Below are 21,422 nucleotides of genomic sequence, written 5' to 3'. Positions count from 1 at the left end.
GGAGTTTAGTGGGCTAAATGAGCATTTTGAGCCTGTTTTTGACGCGGTATTCGGCAACGCAGATAGATTTTCAACGACCTGTTAGGCGGTCAGTGATCGTTCTGTCTACTGCACTGGTAGTTGAGTGATTTGAATCTTCATGTCGCGCTGCAGTAAATATTTTCAGCATTGAATCGACGTGTCTTCCCTGCGAGGTCTTTTCACGCTGCTATCTTTATTGACGATTAGTTGACATTTTTTGCAACGGATTGACATAGAGGCGGTGATTCTGACCGCTGTGTCCTTTTCCAGTCGCACGACGCATCTGCATCCCCAATGCAAGGAGACGTCAATGAAGCGCTTTTACCTTTCTGCCAGCGGCCCTCGGCGACTGCTGCTGGGTCTGGGCCTGATGGGACTGCTGCCCTGGCAGTCGGGGCAGGCAGCAGACCCGCTGGACGCCCTGCGCAGCCTGCTGGCTCACGGCAATACGACTCAGGCCTGGTTTGTCGCCCGCCAGTTCCGTGGCGAGTGGGAGGGCGATCCGCAGTTTGATCAGCTCTATGCGCAGGCGGCGCTGGCCAGCGGTCAGACCGGGGAGGCGCTGTTTGCACTGGAGCGTGTGCAGCAAAGTACGGACAGTGCAGAGGTCCACTGGTTGCTGGCGCAGACCTATCTGGCCATGGAGCAACAGCAGCCAGCCAGGAAGGAGCTGTATCTGGTACTCAATCGCCATCCTTCACCGGGGCTGGCCACCGAAGCCCGCAAACGTCTGAGAGAGCTGGGCATCGGGGGGCGGCAGGAAGGCTTGCAGGGCTATGTCGAAGCCTTTATCGGGCAGGACTCCAACGCGACTCAGGGGCCTTATCAGCAGCCGTCACTGGCGGTAATCAACGCCGACAGTCTGGAAGAAAGTGACGGCTACTTCGGACTGGCAGCGGGCGGGCGCTATGACCATCCGTTGTCCGACAGCCAGACCCTGTTTGCTGACGGCCGGGCGGAGAACCTCAGTTACTTTGACCGTACCGATCAGGATACCTTCAAGCTAAACCTCAATCTGGGCAGTCGTTGGGACTATGAGCGGCAACACTGGAAAGTCACCCTGCAGTCTGGCCATGAACGGCTGGATGGCGACAACGCGCTGACCCGCGTCGGCGTCACCGGTGAATGGGGTTTTCAGAGCACGGCGCAGCTGCGTCTGGGCACCTTTGTCGGGGTGCATGATCTCAACTATGAGCTGGATGACCGCGACAGCGTGCAATGGCTGGGCGGGGTCAATCTGGTGTTCAGCGGGCCGACCGAGCAGTCGGCCACCTGGTTTGCCGGTGCCTACTACGGTCAGGATGAGGCAGATAACGACAGCGAAGAGGCGCACAACAATACCGACCGGCGCTTTATCGGCGCTCAGGCCGGGGTAGTGGTGCCCCTGCTGGAACAACTCGACACGGTCGTGTCTGTGCACTACCTCAACAGCCGCTATGACGGCACCAACAGCATCTACAACGAACGCCGTGAGGATGACTACAGCGCCTTCAATATTGATCTGCGCTGGCACTTCAACAAAGCCTGGAGCTGGACCGGCGGTTATCGCCTGATCCGCAATGACTCCAACATCGAATACTACGACTACACCCGTCATCTGATTCAGACAGGAGTGCGCTATGACTTCCGCTAAGCATGGGGAGCGCCCCGTCATGACAGCGCGGAGCCGGCAGGCCGCAGGATGGGCGCTGCAGGGAATGGCTCTGGCCAGTGCCATGCTGCTGATCAGTGCCGTGTCGCCGGTCGTGGCCGCCGACAGTGTTGGTAAGGTGCTGCTCAGTACCGGCCAGACGCAGGCGCGTGCCGCCGATGGCACCGTGCGGCCCCTGGCACGCCGCGATGCGGTTGTGGCTGACGATACCCTGGAAACCGCTGCCGACAGCCAGCTGCAGGTGCGGATGATCGATAACGCCATTATCGCCCTGACGCCGGAGTCGGTGTTTCAGCTTAAGACCTATCAGTTCAATGCCCAGCGTCCGCAGGACGGGCAGGCCTTTATGGAGCTGGTGAAGGGCGGCATGCGCACCCTGTCCGGCCAGATTGGCAAGAGCGATCCGGCCAGCTACCAGCTGGAGACGCCGGTGGCATCCATCGGTATCCGTGGTACCCACTATCAGCTGCTGTACTGCGATCTGCGCTGTGCGCGGGATTTCAACAGTCAGGAAGGGCTGGCGGGGGGCGTCTACTCCGGTGCCATTGGGATACGCCCGCATGGCGCCAACAGCCAGGAGCAGGTGGTCAGCAGTCCGCACTTTTTCTTTATTGATCGCCACACCGGCCGTCTGACCCTGCTCGATGTGCCACCGCCGATGCTGCGCGGGCTGGTGCCTGCGGGCGATGTCAGTGCGGAAGTGCAGCGCATGCTGGATACCGGCGTGCTGCCGGTGCGCGGTGATCATCTCAGTCAGCCCGAGGTGCTGTCGAAGGAGCCCTGCGATCGTTGCAGCGGCTCCAGCAATACCAACACGTCCTCGAATGAAACGCCGGTAGCGGACTGAGCGGGTCACGCAGTGAAGAATAAATGTAGCGAAGAATACAGGCGGTAACGGCAGGTGGCCTGCCACCTGCCCGCAGGAGTGAGTTGTCCCTGCCCAGACGATTTTTGCCAAGGTGTGCAGACAGGCACCGGCATTCAGGCACGAGCAAAGGAATCAGTCATGAAACTCACTCCCCTTGCCGCAATTCTTTGCGGCAGTGCGTTGTCTACCTGCGCCCTGGCGGCGTCGACCTTCGATATGGTGGTGGCCATTGATGAGTCGGGCTCCATGTCCGGTGAACAGGATTTTATCGGCAGCTATATCAAGAATATCGACCAGCTGCTCAATGATCAGGGTATTACCACCAATCAGTTCGGCCTGATGGGGTTTGGTGGCAGCCCCTCCGATACGGCAACGGCCAGTGAGGGCGGGCGTGAAACCACCTCCTCAGCGCTTTATCACTACTTCACGCTGGACAGTGCCAGTAATTTCGGAACCTCTGCTGAACTGGATGCGGTGACCCCACAGCTGGCCGTCTCGGGCAGTACCGAAGACGGCTACCGCGCCATCGACTACATCTATCGCAACTACGAATTCCGCGCCAATGCCGGATCATCCATTCTGCTGATCACTGATGAAGACCGTGATAATGACTCGGCTGATCTGACCCCCACGGTCGATAAGGCGTCCGTCGTCAGTCAGCTGACCACTAACAAGACCGTACTGCATGTGGTGGTCAGTCAGCATTTCACCGACAAGAATGGCAACACCGCCATTGCGGTGGTCGGTGCGGACCCCGATACCGGCTATGCCTATGTCGAGGATAGCAACGGGGTGATTTCCAAGGTGCAGGGCTATGTGCTGGTACCGACCTTTGACACTACCCAGTCTGACTATACCGAGATTGCCCTGAGTTCCGGGGGTACGGCCATGGACATTGATCAGCTGCGCAGTGTTTATCTCGACCCCACGGCGCTGGCGGCGCTGTCTGCCGAGTTTGCTGCGCTGATTGCGCAGATTGCCTCGGAGCAGCCGTCACTGGTCGGCATTGACTGTGACTCGGCGTCGGGGGCCGCAGCACAGGCCTGCGCGGTGCTGATCGTGACTGACTGTGAACCCCTGCAGGAGGTCGCTTCCAGTCTGGCAGAAAGCACCGACCCCGATGTGCTGCGCAGTCGTCTGCGTCGTCTGACACCGGTCAATAACGGCCAGCTGACCACCTCATCGATGCAGAGTGTGCAGGCCGTCCGGCGCTTGCTGAGCCTGCGGCTGGGCCAGAAGCGCATGGGCATGAACGGCGTGGGACTGGTGGGCGTGGGCGGCAGTGAGTTGCAGCTGGGTGGAGGAACAGGCAGCAGTGGCGGGGCCGCCTCGGCGGATGCGTCTGACTCCGGCATGTTTATTCAGGGCATTTATTCCCGCACCAAGCAGGGTGCCAGTGGCAATGCCGATGGCTACAAGAGCGACAACTACAGTCTGGTGCTGGGCTTTGACCGTTATGTCAGCAGCCGGACGCAGGTCGGCGCCGCCTTTGGCTATTCCAATGCCGATGCCAGCGTCGATAACGGTGATGGCTCCAATGCCGACACCTACAGTCTGATGGCCTACTCCTCCTATGAGATGATCCCGGCGCTGTTTCTGGAAACGGTGATCGGCTACAGCAACATCAAGTACGACACCAGCCGCAATACCGGGTTCGGAGTGGCCAATGGTGATACCCACGGCGACCTGTGGTCGGCATCGGTCGGCGTCAGCAAGGATCTGGCGTACGGCAAATGGGGGCTGCAACCCTTCGTGCGTCTCGATTATTCCCACCTGAAAATCAAGGGTTATACCGAGTCCGGCAGCTCGGCCGATCTCAGTATCAGCAGCCAGAGTACCGACTCAGTGTTGTCAGAAGTGGGCAGCCGTATTCTCTATACCTTCAATCCCACCACGCAGGGCGAGCTGTATCTGGCCTGGGAGCATGAGTTTAACGACGGTGGCCGCTCCATCTCGGCGGTGTTTGCCGGTGATCCGTCGCAGGTGTTGAAGACAGATATTGCGGGTAATCCCAGTGACTATGCCCGCATCGGCGTCGGGGTGCGCAAGGATTTCAATACCAACAGTAACCTGACCATCAGAATCGAAGGCTTGTACGGCAACGATGACTATCGCGAGCATTCACTGCAGCTGCGCTACAACTATCAGTTTTAGCTGTGTAAACCCACAGCTATCAGTTCTAGCCACAGCGGCCAGTTCTGGTTACCGCGATCAGTAGTCGTCACGGCGATCAGGTCTGACACATTACTTCTCCATTCCGGGCAGGGAGGGCAGCAACGCGTTGACAACAGGGATGAGCAGATTGCTGCTGGTGCTGGGGTGTCTGTTCGGCCTCACTGGCTGTGCCAGTCTGGCCGAACAGGCAAAACAGCGTGCCATTGCCGGTGGGTTGCGCAGTGAAGTGCTCACTGCCACCCCCTTTCATTTGCAGAGTTTTCAGCGCACGCCACGTGATCCGGCGGTGCTGCATATCTATATCGAGGGCGACGGGCGACCCTGGCTGGCCCATGGTCGTTATGTGTCTGCCGACCCGACCCCTGATCGTACTCCCGCGCTGGACTGGTTACTGCAGGATAAGGACGGTGCGCTGTATCTGGGGCGCCCCTGTTATTTCAATACCGATGCCAGCCCGCCTTGCTCTGCTCGTCTGTGGACACTGGGGCGGTACAGTGAAGAGGTCGTGGCGCGCATGGCTGTGGCGCTGCAAGGCTGGCTGGCACAGCAGCCTGTACCGCCGCGGCAGGTCAAGCTGGTGGGTTATTCCGGTGGTGGGGTGCTGGCGGTGCTGGTGGCGGAAAGGGTGCCCGCAGTGACGTCAGTACTGGCCATTGCGGCACCGCTGGATATTGATGCCTGGAGTCGCGCCCATGACTATTCCCTGCTGACCGATTCGATCAACCCTGCCACACAGCGGCAGTGGCGGGACGGCGTCAGACGTGTGCTGGTACTGGGGCAGCGGGATGACAACGTCCCGTTGGCCACGCTGACATCGGCGCTGGCCGCGATACCTATTGAGCTGACGGTGATCCCCGGGGAGGATCACCACTGCTGCCGCTGGTCGGTGCTGCAGCAGTGGCTGGTCAGGGAGTGATGACGCCTCGGCTCCTGAAGAGAAACTCAGGCGCTGATCACGGTGTAGGCCAGATAGCCGCTATAACCCAGATAGACGGCCATCAGCAGAGCGCCCTCCACCCGGTTGATCCGCCCCTGTTTGCCTTTGAAGCCGTAACCGAGCACAAACAGCGATGCTGTCAGCACGGCCATCAGCGTCCAGTCGCGCAGCAGCACGGTGTGATCGACCGCCAGCGGGTGAATGGCTGCCGCGATACCCACGACCGCCAGGGTGTTGAACAGGTTGGAGCCGATCACGTTGCCCAGGGCCAGATCATGCTCGTTCTTGCGAATAGCCATCAGTGACGACGCCAGCTCCGGCAGTGAGGTACCCACGGCCACGATGGTCAGGCCGATAATCAGATCACTGACGCCGAAGGCATGGGCAATTTCCACCGCGCCCCATACCAGAAAGCGTGAGCTGATGATCAGTAGCACCAGCCCCACCAGCAGCCACAGCAAGGCGCTTTTCAGTGGCATCGGATGTTCCAGCAGCTCGCTGTCCACCTCTGCGCCCAGGGCATCGTCCTTACCCTGCATGCCCTGATAAATACTCCAGCCCATCAGCGCGAAGAACACCACCAGCAACACTACCGCGTCCATCCGGCTCAGCTCGCCATCCCACAGCTGCCAGGCGGCCAGCAGGGTAACGCCCATCAGCACCGGCAGTTCCTTTTTCAGTACCTGAGAATGTACGGCGATGGGGCTGATGATGGCCACCAGGCCGAGGATCAGGGCGATATTGGTGATGTTGGAGCCGTAGGCGTTACCCAGCGCCAGGCCGGGATTGCCATCACTGGCGGCAAGGGCGGAGACCACCATTTCCGGTGCTGATGTACCGAAGCCGATGATGACCATACCGATAAGCAGGGGAGGCATGCCAAAGTGGCGGGCGGTGGCGGCAGCGCCATCGACGAATTTGTCGGCACTCCAGACCAGAACGGCGAGACCGCCGAGGATAGCAAGCAGGGCAAGTAGCATAACAGACTCTCAGGGTGGCTAAAGACGAGAGATACACCGCACCTTGCCACCCTGCAAAGGTCGGGTATCTCAGGTCTCATCAATTCCTGCCAGCAGGCTGGTATGGAACATGACTGCCACAAATCCGCTGACGGATTCGGAGACTGTTGACAGCCATCCCGGACAGGCCGGGTGATTACTCCCCCAAGAACGCTGCAGAATCTAGCAGATGACGGCAGTATGGCCAAGTCACCTGGCTACTATTTGTGCACAAAATGTGTAGCACAGGGCCGTCGTTCCCTTAGCAGGCTGTTGAAAAACGTTATCGAGGCAGCCGAGACAAGGAAACAACAGGCGAAAAAGCGGAGTTTAGTGAGCTAAATGAGCATTTTGAGCCTGTTTTTGACGCGGTATTCGGCAACGCAGATAGATTTTCAACAGCCTGTTAGTGCGGTCGCTCAGCAAGATGAGGGTTGGCGCGGATTTTCTTGTACAGCGTGGTGCGGGAAATACCCAGCTCCCGTGCTGCCGCTGCCAGATTGCCGTTGTGCATAGCGACCACGCTGGCAATTAGCTGCAGCTCGTTGTCGTGCAGAAGACCTGCCGTGCAGGGCGATGACGGTGTGGCCGCCTGCAGACCGGGCAGATGCTGTGGCTCTATCGTTCCGGCCGGGCTGGCCAGCACCGAAGCCAGATGCACACAATGCTCCAGCTGGCGGATATTCCCCGGCCAGGGCTGCGTGGCCAGCAGCTGGCGGGCGGTCAGGCTGATATCGGTGCCATAACGTGCACAGAGCAGATCGAGTATCTGGTTGAAATCCTGTCGCTGCCGCAGCGGCGGCAGGGTCACGGTGAGGCCGCTGAGGCGGTAGAACAGATCGGCACGGAACAGGCGCCTGGCCAGCATCTGCGGCAGATCACAATGGCTGGCGCTGATCAGCCGAAACGACACCGGCCTTGGCTGTGAACTGCCCAGCCGGGTGACCTGACGTTCCTGCAGTACACGCAGCAGACGGCTCTGCAGGGCCAGCGGCATGTCGCCGATTTCATCCAGCAACAGGGTACCCCCGTCGGCATCTTCCAGCCGGCCACTGGCACCGCCACGGCGGGCGCCGGTAAAGCTGCCGTCCTCGTAGCCGAACAGTTCGGCCTCGATCAGGCTTTCAGGAATCGCCGCGCAGTTGAGGGCAATAAATGGCGCATCCGGACAGCACTGATCATGCAGCTGGCGGGCAAACACTTCCTTGCCGGTGCCGGTTTCACCCTGCAGCAGCACCGGAATACCTGCCGCGAAGGCCTTGCTGGCCTGTTGCCAGGGTAACTGCAGCGCACTCATCTGCGGGGATGTGCGGACAGCCGGCTGACTGGCAGTGTGGCGTGGCCGTCGGTTGCTGAGTGGCTGATAGGGCTGGGCATACAGATGGGAACCGTCCTGCAGGGCCAGTCTGTCAGGTTCATCAGTGCGCAGCAGCCTGTGCAGGCGTTGACTGAGTTCATCCCGATGAGATTCCGGCAGAGGGCTGCTGCTCTGCCAGCCCAGCATACGTCGGGCTGCGGAGTTGGCCTGCAGTAAGCGGCCCTGATCATCTACAGCCAGCAGACCTTGTACGGTCGCCCCCAGCTGGCTGGCATCCGGCTGCAGGCTCAGCAGGCGGTAACGGGGTGCCAGATGATGGACAAACAGACGATTTTCGATGCACAGCGCCGCCCGCTGGAACTGCTCCATGACCAGTGGTGTATTGCGCTTGCCGATACCGGTCAGATCCAGCGCGCCAACCAGTTGATGCAGATGATCGTAAACGGGCACGGACACACAGTAAAAACGCTCGAACTCTTTCAGATAATGACCAGCACCCTGCAGTACCATGGGCAGCCCGTCGATCAGGGTAATGCTGGGAGCGGTGGTGCCGATGTCTGCCTCGTGGACCCGCACACCCTGACGCAGAGCATGCACACTGCCTCGGGGGCTGGCCTGACGCCCGGCGATCAGTACGCCCTGCAGATTCAGACAGAATACCGTCCAGTCATCACCACCGAAGGCCTGCCACAGTCGTTCCAGCTCGCCGGACATGACGTCGCACAGCAGCTGATCACTGTCGCTGCGACGTTCTTCCGTATGCAGCGGACGGCTGAGACGCGGCTCCCAGGGATGGATACCGGCATCACGCGAACGTGTCCAGGAACGGGCAATGCTGGCGGGGAGAATGCCGTCGGGAATGTGCTCGCCACGAATCAGCTGACGGCGGAGGTGATCCAGAGTAGCCGCAGGGGCCAGATCGAATGCCTTCATGAATGCTCCTGGAGACCCGTTATCAGCGGGACATATCATTGTTATTGAACCAGGCAGGCCGCGTTGACCTGTGAGGGGAGCATCGGCTGTTGTGCGAACGGGGCGGCAGGCAACAGCGGGCTCAGCAGCTGTATGTAGCCGTACGCAGCGGAGATATCAATATGCCCGGGCAGGAAAGCGTCAGCTTCCGGCCCGGGCTGAGCGGTGGCGGCACCGCCTGAAGTGGATGGTCAGTCGAGCTGACCAATGCGCAGCACCGGCTTCAGGGTGATGCCTTTTTCACTGTCTTCAGCGGCCTGGTTGATCTGCTCGAAGTCGTAGAACCTGATCAGTTTGTCGAAGGCAAAACGCCCCTGCAGATACAGTTCGACCAGTTGCGGAATAAAGCGTTTGGGGACGCTGTCGCCCTCGACGATACCGCGAATCGACTTACCACCGAGCAGCAGATCGTTGACATCGAATTCAGCAGGAGTGCCCAGCGGCGGGGCGCCAACAACGCCCACACAACCGAGTGTGCCAAGGGCATCCACGGCCTGGCGCAGTACCGCAGGCCGGCCGGTGGATTCCAGCGCAAAGTTGCAGCCGCCAGCAGTGATTTCGCGGATGGCGGCCACCGGGTCACTTTCCCGGCTGTTGATCACATGCGTGGCGCCCAGTTGCAGCGCCAGCTCCAGACGGGAGGGAACGACATCCACTGCAATAATAGTGGTCGCGCCCGCTGCTCGGGCCGCCAGTACGGCAGACAGGCCGACCGCACCGGCACCGAACGCGGCAAAGCGGCTGCCGGGAGTCACGCGGAGGGAGTTGATGACCGCTCCGGCGCCGGTCTGGATACCACAGCCGAGTGGGCCTAGCAGCTCCAGCGGCGCTTCCTTCGGTACCCGGATGGCGTTGTTTTCCAGACTGAGGGCATAGGTCGCGAAGGACGACTGAGCAAAGAAGTGATCATGCAGCGGCTGGCCTTCACTGTCTTCGAGGGCGCAGTCGCCATGGCTGTCGCAGCCCCCGAAGTTACGGCCGAAGAACTCCTGACAGTAGGAGGCGTGGCCATCACCGCAGGGCAGGCAGTGGCCACAGTAGCCGTAAGTCAGCACCACATGGTCACCGACGGCGAGGTCTTTCACCAGTGGTCCGACCGCCTCAATCACCCCGGAGCCTTCATGACCGAGAACCGCAGGCAGCGGCACCGGATAGTACTGATCACGGACGATCATATCGGTATGGCACATACCGGTGGCGATAATACGCACCAGCACCTCATCTTCCCGGGGAGCACGAATACGGGCTGATTCCAGCACGAAAGGGGCACCTTTGCTGCGGGTTACCGCCGCGCGGATAGAACGGAACGCAGAGCTTGTCATTGTTGTTGTCTCCTGTTCAGAGGGGATAGGCCGGAGCTTCGCCCTTGAGGGTCAGCCACTGCCATTGGGTGAATTCCTCCCAGTTGGCCGGGCCACCGATACTGGTGCCGTTACCCGAGGCTCCGGTGCCGCCAAAGGGGTTGATGACCTCGTCATTGACGGTCTGGTCATTGATATGCAACAGCCCGGTGTTGAGCTGTTCGCCAAGGCGCAGTGCCCGCCCTACATTGCTTGAGAGGATCGCGGCGGACAGACCGTAGTCGGTATCGCTGGCCAGGCGGATGGCCTCTTCATCACTGTCGAAGGGGATTACGATGGCCACTGGTGCGAACACTTCTTCATGGAAAATCGGGTTGCTGGCATCCACTTCGCTGATGACCGTGGGCTGGAACAGCAGGCCATCGTACTGGCCACCGGTATCCAGCCGTGCTCCGGCGGCGATGGCTGCCTGCACGGCCTGACAGGCGTGGTCGCGCTGCTGGGCGCTGATCAGCGGGCCGAGCGCCACTTCACCACTGGCCGGATCGCCTACGGACAGGCTGCGCGCTTTTTCTACCAGTCGCTGCAGCAGCTGCGGATACAGGCTGCGCTGTACCAGCACACGGCCGGTCGACATACAGATTTGCCCCTGATGCAGATAGACGCCCCAGGTGGTGTTGGCCACGGCCAGTTCCAGATCAGCATCGTCGAGAATGATCAGTGAATTCTTGCCGCCCAGCTCAAGGGATACCTTCTTCAGGTGGCGCCCGGCGGCTTCACCCACTTTGCGTCCGGCACTGGTCGAGCCGGTAAACTGGATCATGGCAATATCGGGGTCGGCTACCAGCGCGGCACCGGCGGCGCCATCCCCCGGCAGCACCTGCAGCGTGCCTGCGGGCAGGCCCGCCAGCTCAAACAACCGGGCAATGACAATGCCACCGCAGACCGCGGTGCGTGGATCAGGCTTGAGGACCACGGCGTTACCCACCGCCAGGGCAGGCGCAACAGCGCGCATGGCGAGATAGAGCGGGAAGTTGAACGGTGAAATGACCCCCACCACTCCCAGCGGACGGCGGCGGGCCAGACTGAGCCGGCCACTGGCGGATGGCAGCACTTCGCCCTGACTGCGTGAGGGCAGGGCGGCACTTTCAAACAGCGCCTTGATGGTCAGCGTCAGCTCAAAGCTGGCCTTGGGACGGGTCGAGCCGCTCTCTCTCACTATCCATCCGACGATTTCATCAAAATGCGTCTCTGCCAGCCCGGCCACCTTGCGCAGCAGCGCAGCACGCTGGTCGTAGCTCTGCCCGTACCAGCCGGATTGAGCCTGGCGGGCGCTGGCACAGGCGGTCCGAATCATGCCGCTGTCAGCCATGCCGATCTGCCCCAGTATCTGGCCGGTCGCCGGCTCCATCACGTTGGTGGCAGGGGCATCCTGCCAGTGTCCGGTAAAGACTTTGCCCTGCCAGAGGCTGGCAGGTTGCAGAAGTGTGTGCTCGGGCATGATTCCCTCTCTCTCTTTGTTATGCCGGCGGCAGCCCGGCCAGTGGGCCAGTAGCTGCAACTGTTGGGTTATCAGGAGAGGGCAGAGCATGGGCTGTGCCAGCCACGAAACATCATGGCTGGCACGGGGGGAGTGTGCAGAAACTGGACACTCAGGTGTGCAGGGTGAACATCGGGTTTACAGAGGTCAGCCCTTACGCCAGACGCTGGCCAGCCAGGGCTGCTGCTCACGTGGCAGGCCGGTGGGGCGGTAGAAGTGCTCCAGTTCACTGAAGCCGGCGGCCGTCATATAGGCATGCCAGCTCGTCCAGTCGTGGTAGTTGCAGTAACGCGGGCCATTCCAGCCCTCCTGATTGTCGCCGTGAGGGTTGGAACTGAACAGCACACCACCGGGCTTGAGAGTCTGCTGCAGCTGGCGCAGCACACGGGGCAATTCACTGCTGGGAATATGAAACAGCACGGCATTGGCGAAGATGCCGTCAAAATGTTCCTCAGGTAGTTGCAGATCGAGGAAGTTCTGCTGCCAGACTTCACAGCCACTGGCTTCTCGGGCCATCTCCACAAAGCGCGGTGTGCCATCCAGCCCCACGGGCTGATGCCCTCGCTGCCTGAAGTCGAGCAGGTCGCGGCCCGGTCCGCAGCCCATGTCGAGGATACGCAGGGGCGCTGGTGCCTGAATATGACGCAGCAGGGCCTCGATGTTCTGGCTGACGTCGTGGTCCCAGGTACCTTCACGGAAGGCGGCCGCCCGCTCGTTGTAGTGCTGCAGAGTCAGGCGGGTGATGGCAGACAGATCGTCATTGGCAGACATGATTCTTCCTGTTGGCTGGCGTGCTCAGCGTGGAGGCGGGTGCACCTGATGCTGACCGGTGTCCACGGCACCGTTACCTGTGGACGGATTACGTTACCCGTAGGCTGACTAAATAGTGTCAACGTCAATTAATTTCCAGCGGCTGCAACTTTATGCATCTGGATGATTTATTTATTCAATAATGATCTTAATGTGCGGTTTTATATCCATAGTTGTTCTATTAGCATGGTCATCCATCCAACTATGCACATACCTGTCAGCCGTATAACACCCTGTGCCTGTCTGAGGGAACGGCTGCGTCTGCGGAGATTATCCATGCGTCGTTCCCTGAAATGGCTGGGTGCTGTCACCCTGGCCGTGGCTGCTGCGGCTAGCCATGCTGAAGACCGTACCCTGCTGAACAGTTCCTACGATATTGCCCGTGAACTGTTTGCTGCCTATAACCCGCTGTTCGCTGAGCACTGGAAGCAGGAGCACAACGAAAACGTCGAGATCAAACAGTCTCACGGTGGCTCTTCCAAGCAGGCTCAGGCCATCCTGCAGGGATTGCGCGCCGACGTGGTGACCTACAATCAGGTGACCGATGTGCAGATGCTGCACGACAAGGGCAAGCTGATTCCCGCTGACTGGCAGAAAGCCTTCCCCAACAACAGCTCCCCTTACTATTCCACCACTGCCTTCCTGGTGCGCAAGGGCAATCCCAAGGGCATCAGGAACTGGGATGATCTGGTCAAGGGCGACGTCAAGATGGTGTTTCCCAATCCCAAGACCTCAGGCAACGGCCGGTATACCTATCTGGCGGCCTGGGGCTTTGCCAGCAAGCTGTACAACGGTGACGAAGCCAAAACCCGTGAGTTCGTCAGGAACTTCCTTGCCCATGTGGCGGTGTTCGACACCGGTGGCCGGGGCGCCACCACGACCTTTATCGAGCGCGGTATCGGCGATGTGCTGATCAGCTTCGAGTCTGAGGTGAACAATATTCGCAAGGAATACGGTCAGGATGACTACGAAGTGGTGGTGCCTGCCCAGTCGATTCTGGCCGAGTTCCCGGTTGCGGTGGTGGAGAAGAATGCCGAGCGCAATGGCAATGCCGAGCTGGCGAAGGACTATCTGAACTACCTCTACAGCGAACCTGCCCAGCGCCTGCTGACTACCTTCAACTACCGGGTACATAACGCCAAAGTGGTTGAGGAGACGGCCGCTCAGTTCCCTCAGGTAGAGCTGTTTGATGTCGACACCCAGTTCGGTGGCTGGGACAAGGTCAATAAAGAGCACTTTGCCTCTGGCGGCATTCTTGACCAGCTGCAGGCTCGCTGAGCGCGATGCCTGCCAGTACTAAACGGGTACTGCCCGGGCTCAGCCTGAGCCTGGGGACCAGCCTGCTGTTTGTCGCCCTGATTTTGCTGCTGCCCCTGTCGGGGCTGCTGGTACAGATGCAGGACATGAGTCTGGCGCAGTACTGGGCGGTGATTACCGACAGCCGGGTGGTGGCTGCCTACAAGGTGACCCTCTGGGCCGCGGCGCTGGCCTCCCTGTTCAATGCCGTGGTAGGGCTGCTGCTGGCCTGGGTGCTGGTGCGTTATGAGTTTCCCGGCCGCCGGCTGATGGATGCGCTGGTGGACCTGCCCTTCGCCCTGCCGACGGCGGTGGCCGGTATCACGCTGGCCACCCTGTGGTCCGGCAATGGCTGGTACGGCCAGTGGCTGGAAAGCATGGGGCTGAAAGTGGCCTATACCCCTCTGGGCATCGTGGTGGCCATGGCCTTTACCAGCCTGCCCTTCGTGGTGCGGACGGTACAGCCGGTGCTGGAAGACCTGTCGCCGGAGTACGAGGAAGCGGCCATCAGCCTCGGTGCCAGCGACTGGCGGGTATTCTGCAAGGTGGTGTTCCCGGCCATCTGGCCTGCCCTGATGACCGGGCTGGCACTTAGCTTTGTACGCAGTCTGGGCGAATACGGGGCGGTGGTGTTTATCGCCGGCAATATGCCCTATGTGTCGGAAATCATCTCGCTGATGATCTTCGTGCGCCTGCAGGAGTTTGACTACGGCGCTGCCAGTGCCATCGCCTCGGTGGTCCTGCTGGTATCGCTGGTACTGCTGTTCCTGATCAACGCCTGGCAGAGTCGCTGGTTCAGGCGCCTGCAGGGTCATTGAGGGAAATCTGACATGTCTGCCAAGAATACCCTGCGCGTAGGTACCCAACCGCTGGTCAAATGGACCCTGATAACCCTGGCATTGCTGGTCACCCTGCTGATGCTGGTGGTGCCATTGCTCAGCATCTTTGTTCAGGCGTTTGCCCATGGCTGGAGTGGCTGGCTGAGCAATCTGCTCGACGAGTACAGCCTTGCTGCTATCGGCCTGACCCTGCTGGTGGCGCTGATCACTGTGCCGGTCAACCTGGTGTTCGGCGTGGCGCTGGCCTGGTCGGTCACCCATTTCCAGTTTCCCGGGCGCAAACTGCTGCTGACCCTGATTGATATTCCCTTTGCCGTCTCGCCGGTGGTGGCGGGGCTGCTGTATCTGCTGCTGTACGGCAGCCAGAGCCCGATCGGTGGCTGGCTGGCCGATCAGGATATCCAGCTGATGTTTGCCTGGCCCGGTATTGTGCTGGTCACCATCTTCGTCACCTGTCCCTTTGTCGCACGGGAGCTGATTCCGCTGATGCAGGCCCAGGGCAGCGATGAAGAGGAAGCCGCCGTCACGCTGGGTGCCCGTGGCTGGACGGTGTTTTTCCGGGTATCCCTGCCACGCATTCGCTGGGCGCTGCTGTACGGTGTGATTCTGACCAATGCCCGTGCCATGGGTGAGTTTGGCGCGGTCTCGGTGGTGTCAGGTGCCATTCGCGGCGAAACCACCACCCTGCCGTTACAGGTTGAGCAGCTGTATCAGGATTACAACGCCGTCGGTGCTTTCACCTGTGCTTCGCTGCTGGCTTTGCTGGCGCTGTTTACCCTAGTGGCGAAAGCGCTGCTGGAGTGGAGTCAGGTCAGACGCGAACGACGCCGGGCACACTGAACGGCAGAGGCGCGGCAGCGACTGCCACCATGACTGAATTGATCCCGCCGTTTGCGGAGAGAACACCATGAGTATTCGTATTGAAGGGGTGAACAAGCACTTTGCGGCGTTCCATGCCCTGCAGGACATTAACCTCGACATCGCCGACGGCGAGCTGGTCGGTTTGCTGGGGCCATCCGGCTCGGGCAAGACCACCCTGCTGCGCATCATCGCCGGACTGGAACAGCAGGATAACGGCCGGGTGCTGTTTGCTGATCAGGACGTCTCGGCGGTACACGTGCGTGACCGGCGCGTGGGCTTCGTGTTCCAGCACTACGCCCTGTTCCGTCATATGAGCGTGTTTGAAAACATCGCCTTTGGCCTGCGTGCCCTGCCACGCAGCCAGCGCCCGGACGAAGCCAGCATTCGCGCCAAAGTGATGAACCTGCTGGACATGGTGCAGCTGGCCACCATGGCCGAGCGCCTGCCTGCCCAGTTGTCGGGCGGACAGCGCCAGCGTGTGGCGCTGGCACGGGCACTGGCCATGTCGCCACGGGTATTGCTGCTGGATGAGCCGTTCGGTGCGCTGGATGCCAGGGTGCGCAAGGAACTGCGTCGCTGGTTACGTGAGTTGCATGATGAACTGCACTTCACCAGCGTGTTTGTCACCCACGATCAGGAAGAGGCGCTGGAAGTGTCCGACCGGGTCGTGGTGATGAGTCAGGGACACATCGAGCAGGTAGGGGCGCCCCACGAGGTGTACGCCCGTCCGCGCAGCCGCTTTGTGTTCGATTTTCTCGGTCACAGCAACAGCCTGAACGGGGTTATCCGTGATGGCCGTCTGAGCAGCGGCGATGCCTGGCTGCAGGTACCAGGGCTGGCTGATGGCGAGGGGCAGGTCTACCTGCGCTCCCATGAGCTGGAGCTGTGCAGTACAGGCAACAGCGATGCTCATCTGCCGCTGAAGGTGCTGTCGGTCAGCCCGGTTGGCGCTGAAGTGCGGCTGGAACTGCAACCGCTGGGCTTCACCGCTGACCCCTGGGAAGTGGGCATCAGCCATGCCGACTGGGAAGCGCAGGATCTGCAGCGTGGCCAGACCGTGCAGGTGAGGCCTCGGGTTGGCCATCTGTTTGTCGCCGGTGAAACCGAGCCCAGAACCCTGCGCTGGGCCTGATAAGCTGAGGCGAGCCTTGCTGAGGGCAGCGCTCGCCGCTGGACAGGGCATGGCCCGTGCAGCGGGGCTGGTCAGTGGACCGGCTCCAGTGCCGCCAGTACCCACTGCAGCAACTGCTGATGCACCGCCTGTCGGCTGCTGGCTTCACCATCCTGACACAGGGCTTCCTCTTCTCCTTCCTCTCGCAATATCGCCGCGGCGTTGGCTGTGCACAGCGCCAGCGCACTGAAAGGGCTGGCTGCTGGCAGGCTGAGTGTCTGGCCCGGCAACGTGCTCTGTTCTTTAATGCTGTCCTGCCCCAGTGCGATGTGTGTCAGTGTGGCAGGCAGCGCGGTCAGGTCAGCCGGAGTCATGCTGTTCAGCAGTTCGGGATTGATCACCACGATGCGCTGCCAGTGCACGGCAGTGCTTTCCATTTCCCATGTACTGGCGGGTAGGGCGGCCTGTGGCAGCGACACCTGATGAGCGGTATACCAGCGGCAGTCGGTGCTGTCATTGCCATCACAGCTATGGCGATAGCGTGCCGGATCCAGCCGGATACCCGTTTGTTGCAGCATCGCTGTGGCACCGAGAAAGGCGCCGAGCAGATTCTGCCGCGCTGGATCAATGCGTGGCTGCCATTCACTGCGCTGCAGCCACTGATAGGCGACGCTGATATCGGCCGCCCGACGCCAGGGCTCATCAGTAGCCTGTTCCGGTAACAGCGATTCCGCTGCGGGCGGCTGAATCTGCATCACCAGATAGCCGTGCTGCGCCAGTTGCTGAGCCAGCCAGTGGCCCTGAAAGGGGGCAGAGCGCAGGCCGCCATAACTCATCAGCACCAGCGGTAATCGGCCTTCGACAGGCGCAGCATTATGTTGAGCGACTGTGCCCTGAAACAGGCCATTTCCCCCTGTCCGCTGTGCCGCACCCCTGCTGTGTGTGGGATACCACAACAGTAACTGCACGGGATGTGCACGATGGCTGACCGTGAGGGCCTGCTGCTGTACACCTGCGGCGGTTAGCACCTCAGCACGAGTGGTGAACGACAGGCACAGCAGCAGTGCCAGCCAGTACCAGCAGCCGGTGCGCACGATGTGGAAATGGCGGGAAGGAAATGTCATGGCAGCCTCTCAGGAGCGCTAGGGGGAGAGAGGCAGCATGGAATGGTGGAGAAGCGGCAGCGACCTGAAACAGGATTCAGTACCTGTCGACAGCTAAAACGGCAGGCCTCTGCAGTCTGGCAGAGGAATTACTTGTCTGAATCCGTGCCTTGAGAGCCCGACAAATCGCCAGCACGTTTCTTCAGCACTTCGGCGACATCGTCCTGATGGTCAGCCAGCAGCTCATAGACGTCACGCGAATAGTTGTTGAGCTGTTCCAGCCAGGGGTTGCTGTAATGGGTATGCCAGGTGGGCAGTTTGGTCAGGTCTTCGCTGCGGCCCCACAGATCGTTGAGCATGATCTTGCCGCTGCTTTCCAGCATCTGCTGGGAGTTCCTGAGATGCAGGGAGGACAGGCGCTGCAGGGTGTTCATGGCCGCCATGGCCAGCGCCAGCGAGCTTTCCAGGTTGGTTTTGACTTCGGCCTGTACGCGATCCTGAAGGTCCTTGATGTCATGGGATGGCTGTTCATCACTCATGGCCTTGCTCCTCCTGCGGTGGCTACACAGATCACCCGAGGTATCCCGTCGGGCACAGACGAGCCTTTACATTGGCACAGGCATCGCTGTTCAGCAATCAACAGGGGCAAATTGGCCCTGTTTCCACGCTGATGGCGGCCAGATTGGCGGGATAGGTAGCCTGTTACTGCGTTTGGGAGTGATAAACAGGCCGCAGGAGCGTGCTTGTTACAGCAGGCTATCGTTCACAGCGGGTTAGCGTTTACAGCTGGCTATGGTCGCCGTTCTGGATCCGGGCAGGCAGTGCTTTCATGTAGGCATCAATATGTGACCAGGGCGATGGTTGTGCGGAGTGATAGGTTTTTGCCAGCCCTTCGGCAAAGGCTTCTTCCAGACCCGCACGATAATCACCGTGCTCATCCTGCTGGCGGAAGTAACTGCCCAGTTGCTGAAAATCCTGTTCCCAGGCCTGACGGAATCCGGGCTGCTGGCTGAGCTTGCCGATACCCAGCGATTTGCCGAGCAGGGCATCGACGCCATGGGCGGTTTCATGCAGCACCAGATTACAGGCGCCGTGCTGTGGATTGATTTGCCAGTCACCCTGAGCATCCCGGGTCAGGGAAATGATCGTGGTGTTGTTCTTCATCTGATATGCCCCCGGCAGATTTTTGGCGCTACTCTGCCCCTGCCAGCCGCGCGCGTCTTCGCTGAGATGGCTCAGGTCAAAGTCGGACGCATTGAAAATCCGCTCATGGGTGACGGCCACCCTGAGACCCTGATGTAGCAGTGCATCCAGCAAGGGTCGTGGCATTTTCGCCAGCTCCGTGGTCACCAGACTTACCGCCTGCTGATCGAAGGGGCTGAGCAGGTCTTTTTTAACCAGTTGCATAGCGTGCTTGAATTGCGCAAAGACTGGGCTCTGCAGTGCTTTGAGCAACCCCGTCAGGGTGTCGTGTTGCAGCGGCGTGTCGCTGTTCAGGGCTGGTACCTTACGGGCGAAGAGCGCATAGGCCTGTTCGCCATGGACCTGTCTGACCAGCTGTAGCAGTGCGATATTGGTGTGGGCACTGCCCGCCAGCCCGAGCAAGGGGTCCTGCTGCCGCTGCCGGATCTCCTGCCTCAGCGCCTGTGCCTGTGCGCCACGGCTGCCGAACTCCCTGGGATGCTGATGCTGCCATTGATCCAGCTTGTGCTGCAGGCGGCTCAGGTTGTGCGGAGTGAGCTGGTGTTGTGTGTCTTTAAGCTGCACCAGCACCTGCTTCAGATCACTGCTCATAAAACCGATGCCGGGCTTCTTTACCGAGTCTTCGAAACGATGATCGTGCAGCAGGAGAAACTGCTGCAGCTGGTCGCTGGCACTGTGTGCTGGCAGCGCCGGTGAGTTGGTTGCTGAGGGAGTGGTTGCTGAGGGAGTGGTTGGCTGCGCCTGCGTGAAAGAAGCACTAATATTCGTCAGCATCATGAACGTCCTGTTGCAGCCAGAAGCCCGGTCAGGGGATAAGTGTCCTGTCCGGCATCAACGTTCCTGATTTTTGAGCTTTGCCCCTGACTCCCCGTATAATCGGCCACCAACTATTCATGTCTTGGCCGCGTGGCCCAGCCGACGCCGACCGATACGTCATTTGAACTGCGTATACCTGTGGGACCGTTCATCATGTCAGACAATCAGCACCAGACAGAGCAGACCAACCAGCAATGGGGTGGCCGTTTCAGCGAGCCCACCGACGCCTTTGTCGCCCGTTTCACCGCCTCTGTGGATTTCGATAAGCGCCTGTACCGTCAGGACATTCAGGGGTCCATTGCCCACGCCAAAATGCTGGCCAAAGTCGGGGTGCTGACCGAGCAGGAGCGTGACGATATTCTGCGTGGTCTGGAAGAAATTCTGATCGAGATCGAGCGTGGCCAGTTTGAATGGTCGGTCGCGCTGGAAGACGTGCACATGAACATCGAAGCGGCACTGACCAGGAAGATCGGTATCGCCGGCAAGAAACTGCACACCGGCCGCTCACGTAACGATCAGGTGGCCACGGACGTACGCCTGTACGTACGTGATGAAATCGACGTCATTCTGGATGAGCTGAGCCGTCTGCAGTTTGGTCTGGCTAATCTGGCGCAGAAAGAAGCCGACACCATCATGCCCGGTTTCACCCACCTGCAGACCGCCCAGCCGGTGACCTTCGGGCATCACCTGATGGCCTGGTACGAAGCGCTGCAACGTGACTTCGAGCGTTTCGTTGACTGCCGCAAGCGCGTCAACATCATGCCTCTGGGCGCAGCGGCGCTGGCGGGCACCACTTATCCTATCGACCGCCATATGACTGCCGAACTGCTGGGCTTCGAGCGCCCTGCCTACAACTCGCTGGATGCGGTATCTGACCGTGACTTCGCCATCGAATTCTGTGCCGCCGCCAGCCTGTTGCTGACCCACCTGTCACGCGCATCGGAAGAGCTGGTGCTGTGGACCTCTGCGCAGTTCAACTTCGTCAACGTGCCTGACCGCTTCTGCACCGGCTCATCCATCATGCCGCAGAAGAAGAACCCCGATGTACCCGAGCTGGTGCGCGGTAAGTCCGGTCGTACCAACGGTAACCTGATTGCCCTGCTGACCCTGATGAAAGGCCAGCCGCTGGCCTACAACAAGGACAATCAGGAAGACAAAGAACCCCTGTTCGACAGCATCGATACCGTCAAAGGCTGTCTGCGTGCCTTCGCCGACATGGTGCCCGCGCTGGAACCTCGCCGTGAAGTGATGCGTGAAGCGGCACTGCGTGGTTTTGCGACCGCTACCGATCTGGCGGACTATCTGGTGCGTAAAGGCGTGGCCTTCCGTGATGCTCACGAAATCGTGGGTAAATCAGTGGCCTACGGCGTCAGCACCAGCAAGGATCTGTCCGTGATGAGCCTGGATGAGCTGCGTCAGTTCAGTGACAAAATCGACGCGGATGTATTCGATGTGCTGACGCTCGAAGGTTCGGTTGCGGCCCGTGATCATATCGGTGGCACCGCGCCTAATCAGGTGCGCGCCGCCACGGCCCGTGCGCTGGCCGAGCTGGCACAGCGTCATGGCTAAGCGGGCATCGTCTCTGCTCAGACGGAGGCATTG

The 21,422-nt window shown here is 60.3% G+C and carries 17 protein-coding genes; 9 read left to right on the top strand and 8 right to left on the bottom strand.

Going from position 1 to position 21,422, the window contains the following annotated elements:
• Positions 1-331 precede the first annotated feature (331 nt).
• From QCD60_RS08345 to QCD60_RS08330, 4 genes are all read left to right on the top strand, one after another.
• Positions 332-1,654: a surface lipoprotein assembly modifier gene (locus QCD60_RS08345; RefSeq protein WP_279784190.1), complete on the top strand. Its 1,323-nt coding sequence runs from the start codon at positions 332-334 to the stop codon at positions 1,652-1,654.
• Positions 1,641-2,519 carry a FecR family protein gene (locus QCD60_RS08340; protein ID WP_279784188.1) on the top strand — a complete coding sequence of 293 codons (879 nt, stop codon included), beginning with the start codon at positions 1,641-1,643 and terminating at the stop codon, positions 2,517-2,519. Before QCD60_RS08345 ends, QCD60_RS08340 begins: the two co-directional genes overlap by 14 nt.
• A 159-nt stretch (positions 2,520-2,678) precedes the next feature.
• Positions 2,679-4,694, top strand: a complete 2,016-nt coding sequence (locus tag QCD60_RS08335) for an autotransporter domain-containing protein (RefSeq protein WP_279784186.1) — start codon at positions 2,679-2,681, stop codon at positions 4,692-4,694.
• Positions 4,695-4,833: 139 nt separating this feature from the next.
• Positions 4,834-5,631, top strand: coding sequence for a hypothetical protein (locus QCD60_RS08330; RefSeq protein ID WP_279784183.1), 798 nt, complete (start codon positions 4,834-4,836; stop codon positions 5,629-5,631).
• 26 nt (positions 5,632-5,657) lie between these two features.
• Here the strand turns inward: QCD60_RS08330 and QCD60_RS08325 are convergent, their stop codons facing one another.
• From QCD60_RS08325 to QCD60_RS08305, 5 genes are all read right to left on the bottom strand, one after another.
• On the bottom strand, positions 5,658-6,632 hold the full coding sequence (locus QCD60_RS08325) for a calcium/sodium antiporter (protein WP_279784181.1): 975 nt from the start codon (positions 6,630-6,632) through the stop codon (positions 5,658-5,660).
• A gap of 424 nt (positions 6,633-7,056) precedes the next feature.
• Positions 7,057-8,901 carry a sigma-54-dependent Fis family transcriptional regulator gene (locus QCD60_RS08320; RefSeq protein WP_279784179.1) on the bottom strand — a complete coding sequence of 615 codons (1,845 nt, stop codon included), beginning with the start codon at positions 8,899-8,901 and terminating at the stop codon, positions 7,057-7,059.
• Positions 8,902-9,131: 230 nt separating this feature from the next.
• Entirely contained in the window at positions 9,132-10,262 is a 1,131-nt protein-coding gene (locus QCD60_RS08315; RefSeq protein WP_279784176.1) for an NAD(P)-dependent alcohol dehydrogenase, read from the bottom strand.
• A 16-nt stretch (positions 10,263-10,278) separates the two neighbouring features.
• Positions 10,279-11,742: a benzaldehyde dehydrogenase gene (locus QCD60_RS08310; RefSeq protein ID WP_279784173.1), complete on the bottom strand. Its 1,464-nt coding sequence runs from the start codon at positions 11,740-11,742 to the stop codon at positions 10,279-10,281.
• A 186-nt stretch (positions 11,743-11,928) separates the two neighbouring features.
• On the bottom strand, positions 11,929-12,552 hold the full coding sequence (locus QCD60_RS08305; RefSeq protein ID WP_279784171.1) for a class I SAM-dependent methyltransferase: 624 nt from the start codon (positions 12,550-12,552) through the stop codon (positions 11,929-11,931).
• Positions 12,553-12,867: 315 nt separating this feature from the next.
• Between QCD60_RS08305 and cysP the strand changes: the two genes are divergently transcribed.
• The 4 genes from cysP to QCD60_RS08285 all read left to right on the top strand — a co-directional run bounded on the left by cysP (position 12,868) and on the right by QCD60_RS08285 (position 16,719).
• Positions 12,868-13,869, top strand: coding sequence for a thiosulfate ABC transporter substrate-binding protein CysP (gene cysP, locus QCD60_RS08300; protein ID WP_279784169.1), 1,002 nt, complete (start codon positions 12,868-12,870; stop codon positions 13,867-13,869).
• A gap of 5 nt (positions 13,870-13,874) precedes the next feature.
• Positions 13,875-14,705, top strand: a complete 831-nt coding sequence (gene cysT, locus QCD60_RS08295) for a sulfate/thiosulfate ABC transporter permease CysT (RefSeq protein WP_279784167.1) — start codon at positions 13,875-13,877, stop codon at positions 14,703-14,705.
• A 12-nt stretch (positions 14,706-14,717) separates the two neighbouring features.
• A complete protein-coding gene (gene cysW / locus QCD60_RS08290) occupies positions 14,718-15,566 on the top strand; it encodes a sulfate ABC transporter permease subunit CysW (protein WP_279784164.1) in 849 nt (282 codons plus the stop codon).
• Positions 15,567-15,633: 67 nt separating this feature from the next.
• The gene (locus QCD60_RS08285; RefSeq protein WP_279784162.1) at positions 15,634-16,719 is read left to right on the top strand and encodes a TOBE-like domain-containing protein; all 1,086 of its coding nucleotides are present in this window, start codon (positions 15,634-15,636) and stop codon (positions 16,717-16,719) included.
• 71 nt (positions 16,720-16,790) lie between these two features.
• Here the strand turns inward: QCD60_RS08285 and QCD60_RS08280 are convergent, their stop codons facing one another.
• The 3 genes from QCD60_RS08280 to QCD60_RS08270 all read right to left on the bottom strand — a co-directional run bounded on the left by QCD60_RS08280 (position 16,791) and on the right by QCD60_RS08270 (position 19,781).
• Entirely contained in the window at positions 16,791-17,822 is a 1,032-nt protein-coding gene (locus QCD60_RS08280) for a hypothetical protein (RefSeq protein WP_279784160.1), read from the bottom strand.
• A gap of 128 nt (positions 17,823-17,950) precedes the next feature.
• Positions 17,951-18,340, bottom strand: coding sequence for a phasin family protein (locus tag QCD60_RS08275; protein ID WP_279784158.1), 390 nt, complete (start codon positions 18,338-18,340; stop codon positions 17,951-17,953).
• A gap of 241 nt (positions 18,341-18,581) precedes the next feature.
• The gene (locus tag QCD60_RS08270; RefSeq protein ID WP_279784156.1) at positions 18,582-19,781 is read right to left on the bottom strand and encodes a hypothetical protein; all 1,200 of its coding nucleotides are present in this window, start codon (positions 19,779-19,781) and stop codon (positions 18,582-18,584) included.
• A gap of 192 nt (positions 19,782-19,973) precedes the next feature.
• Between QCD60_RS08270 and argH the strand changes: the two genes are divergently transcribed.
• Positions 19,974-21,389: an argininosuccinate lyase gene (gene argH / locus QCD60_RS08265; protein WP_279784154.1), complete on the top strand. Its 1,416-nt coding sequence runs from the start codon at positions 19,974-19,976 to the stop codon at positions 21,387-21,389.
• The last annotated feature ends 33 nt before the right edge of the window (positions 21,390-21,422 follow it).

The organism is Pokkaliibacter sp. MBI-7, assembly GCF_029846635.1.
GTDB lineage: Bacteria > Pseudomonadota > Gammaproteobacteria > Pseudomonadales > Balneatricaceae > Pokkaliibacter.
The sequence above is the reverse complement of the archived record's forward strand: the minus strand, read 5'-3'. Positions and strand labels throughout refer to the sequence as shown.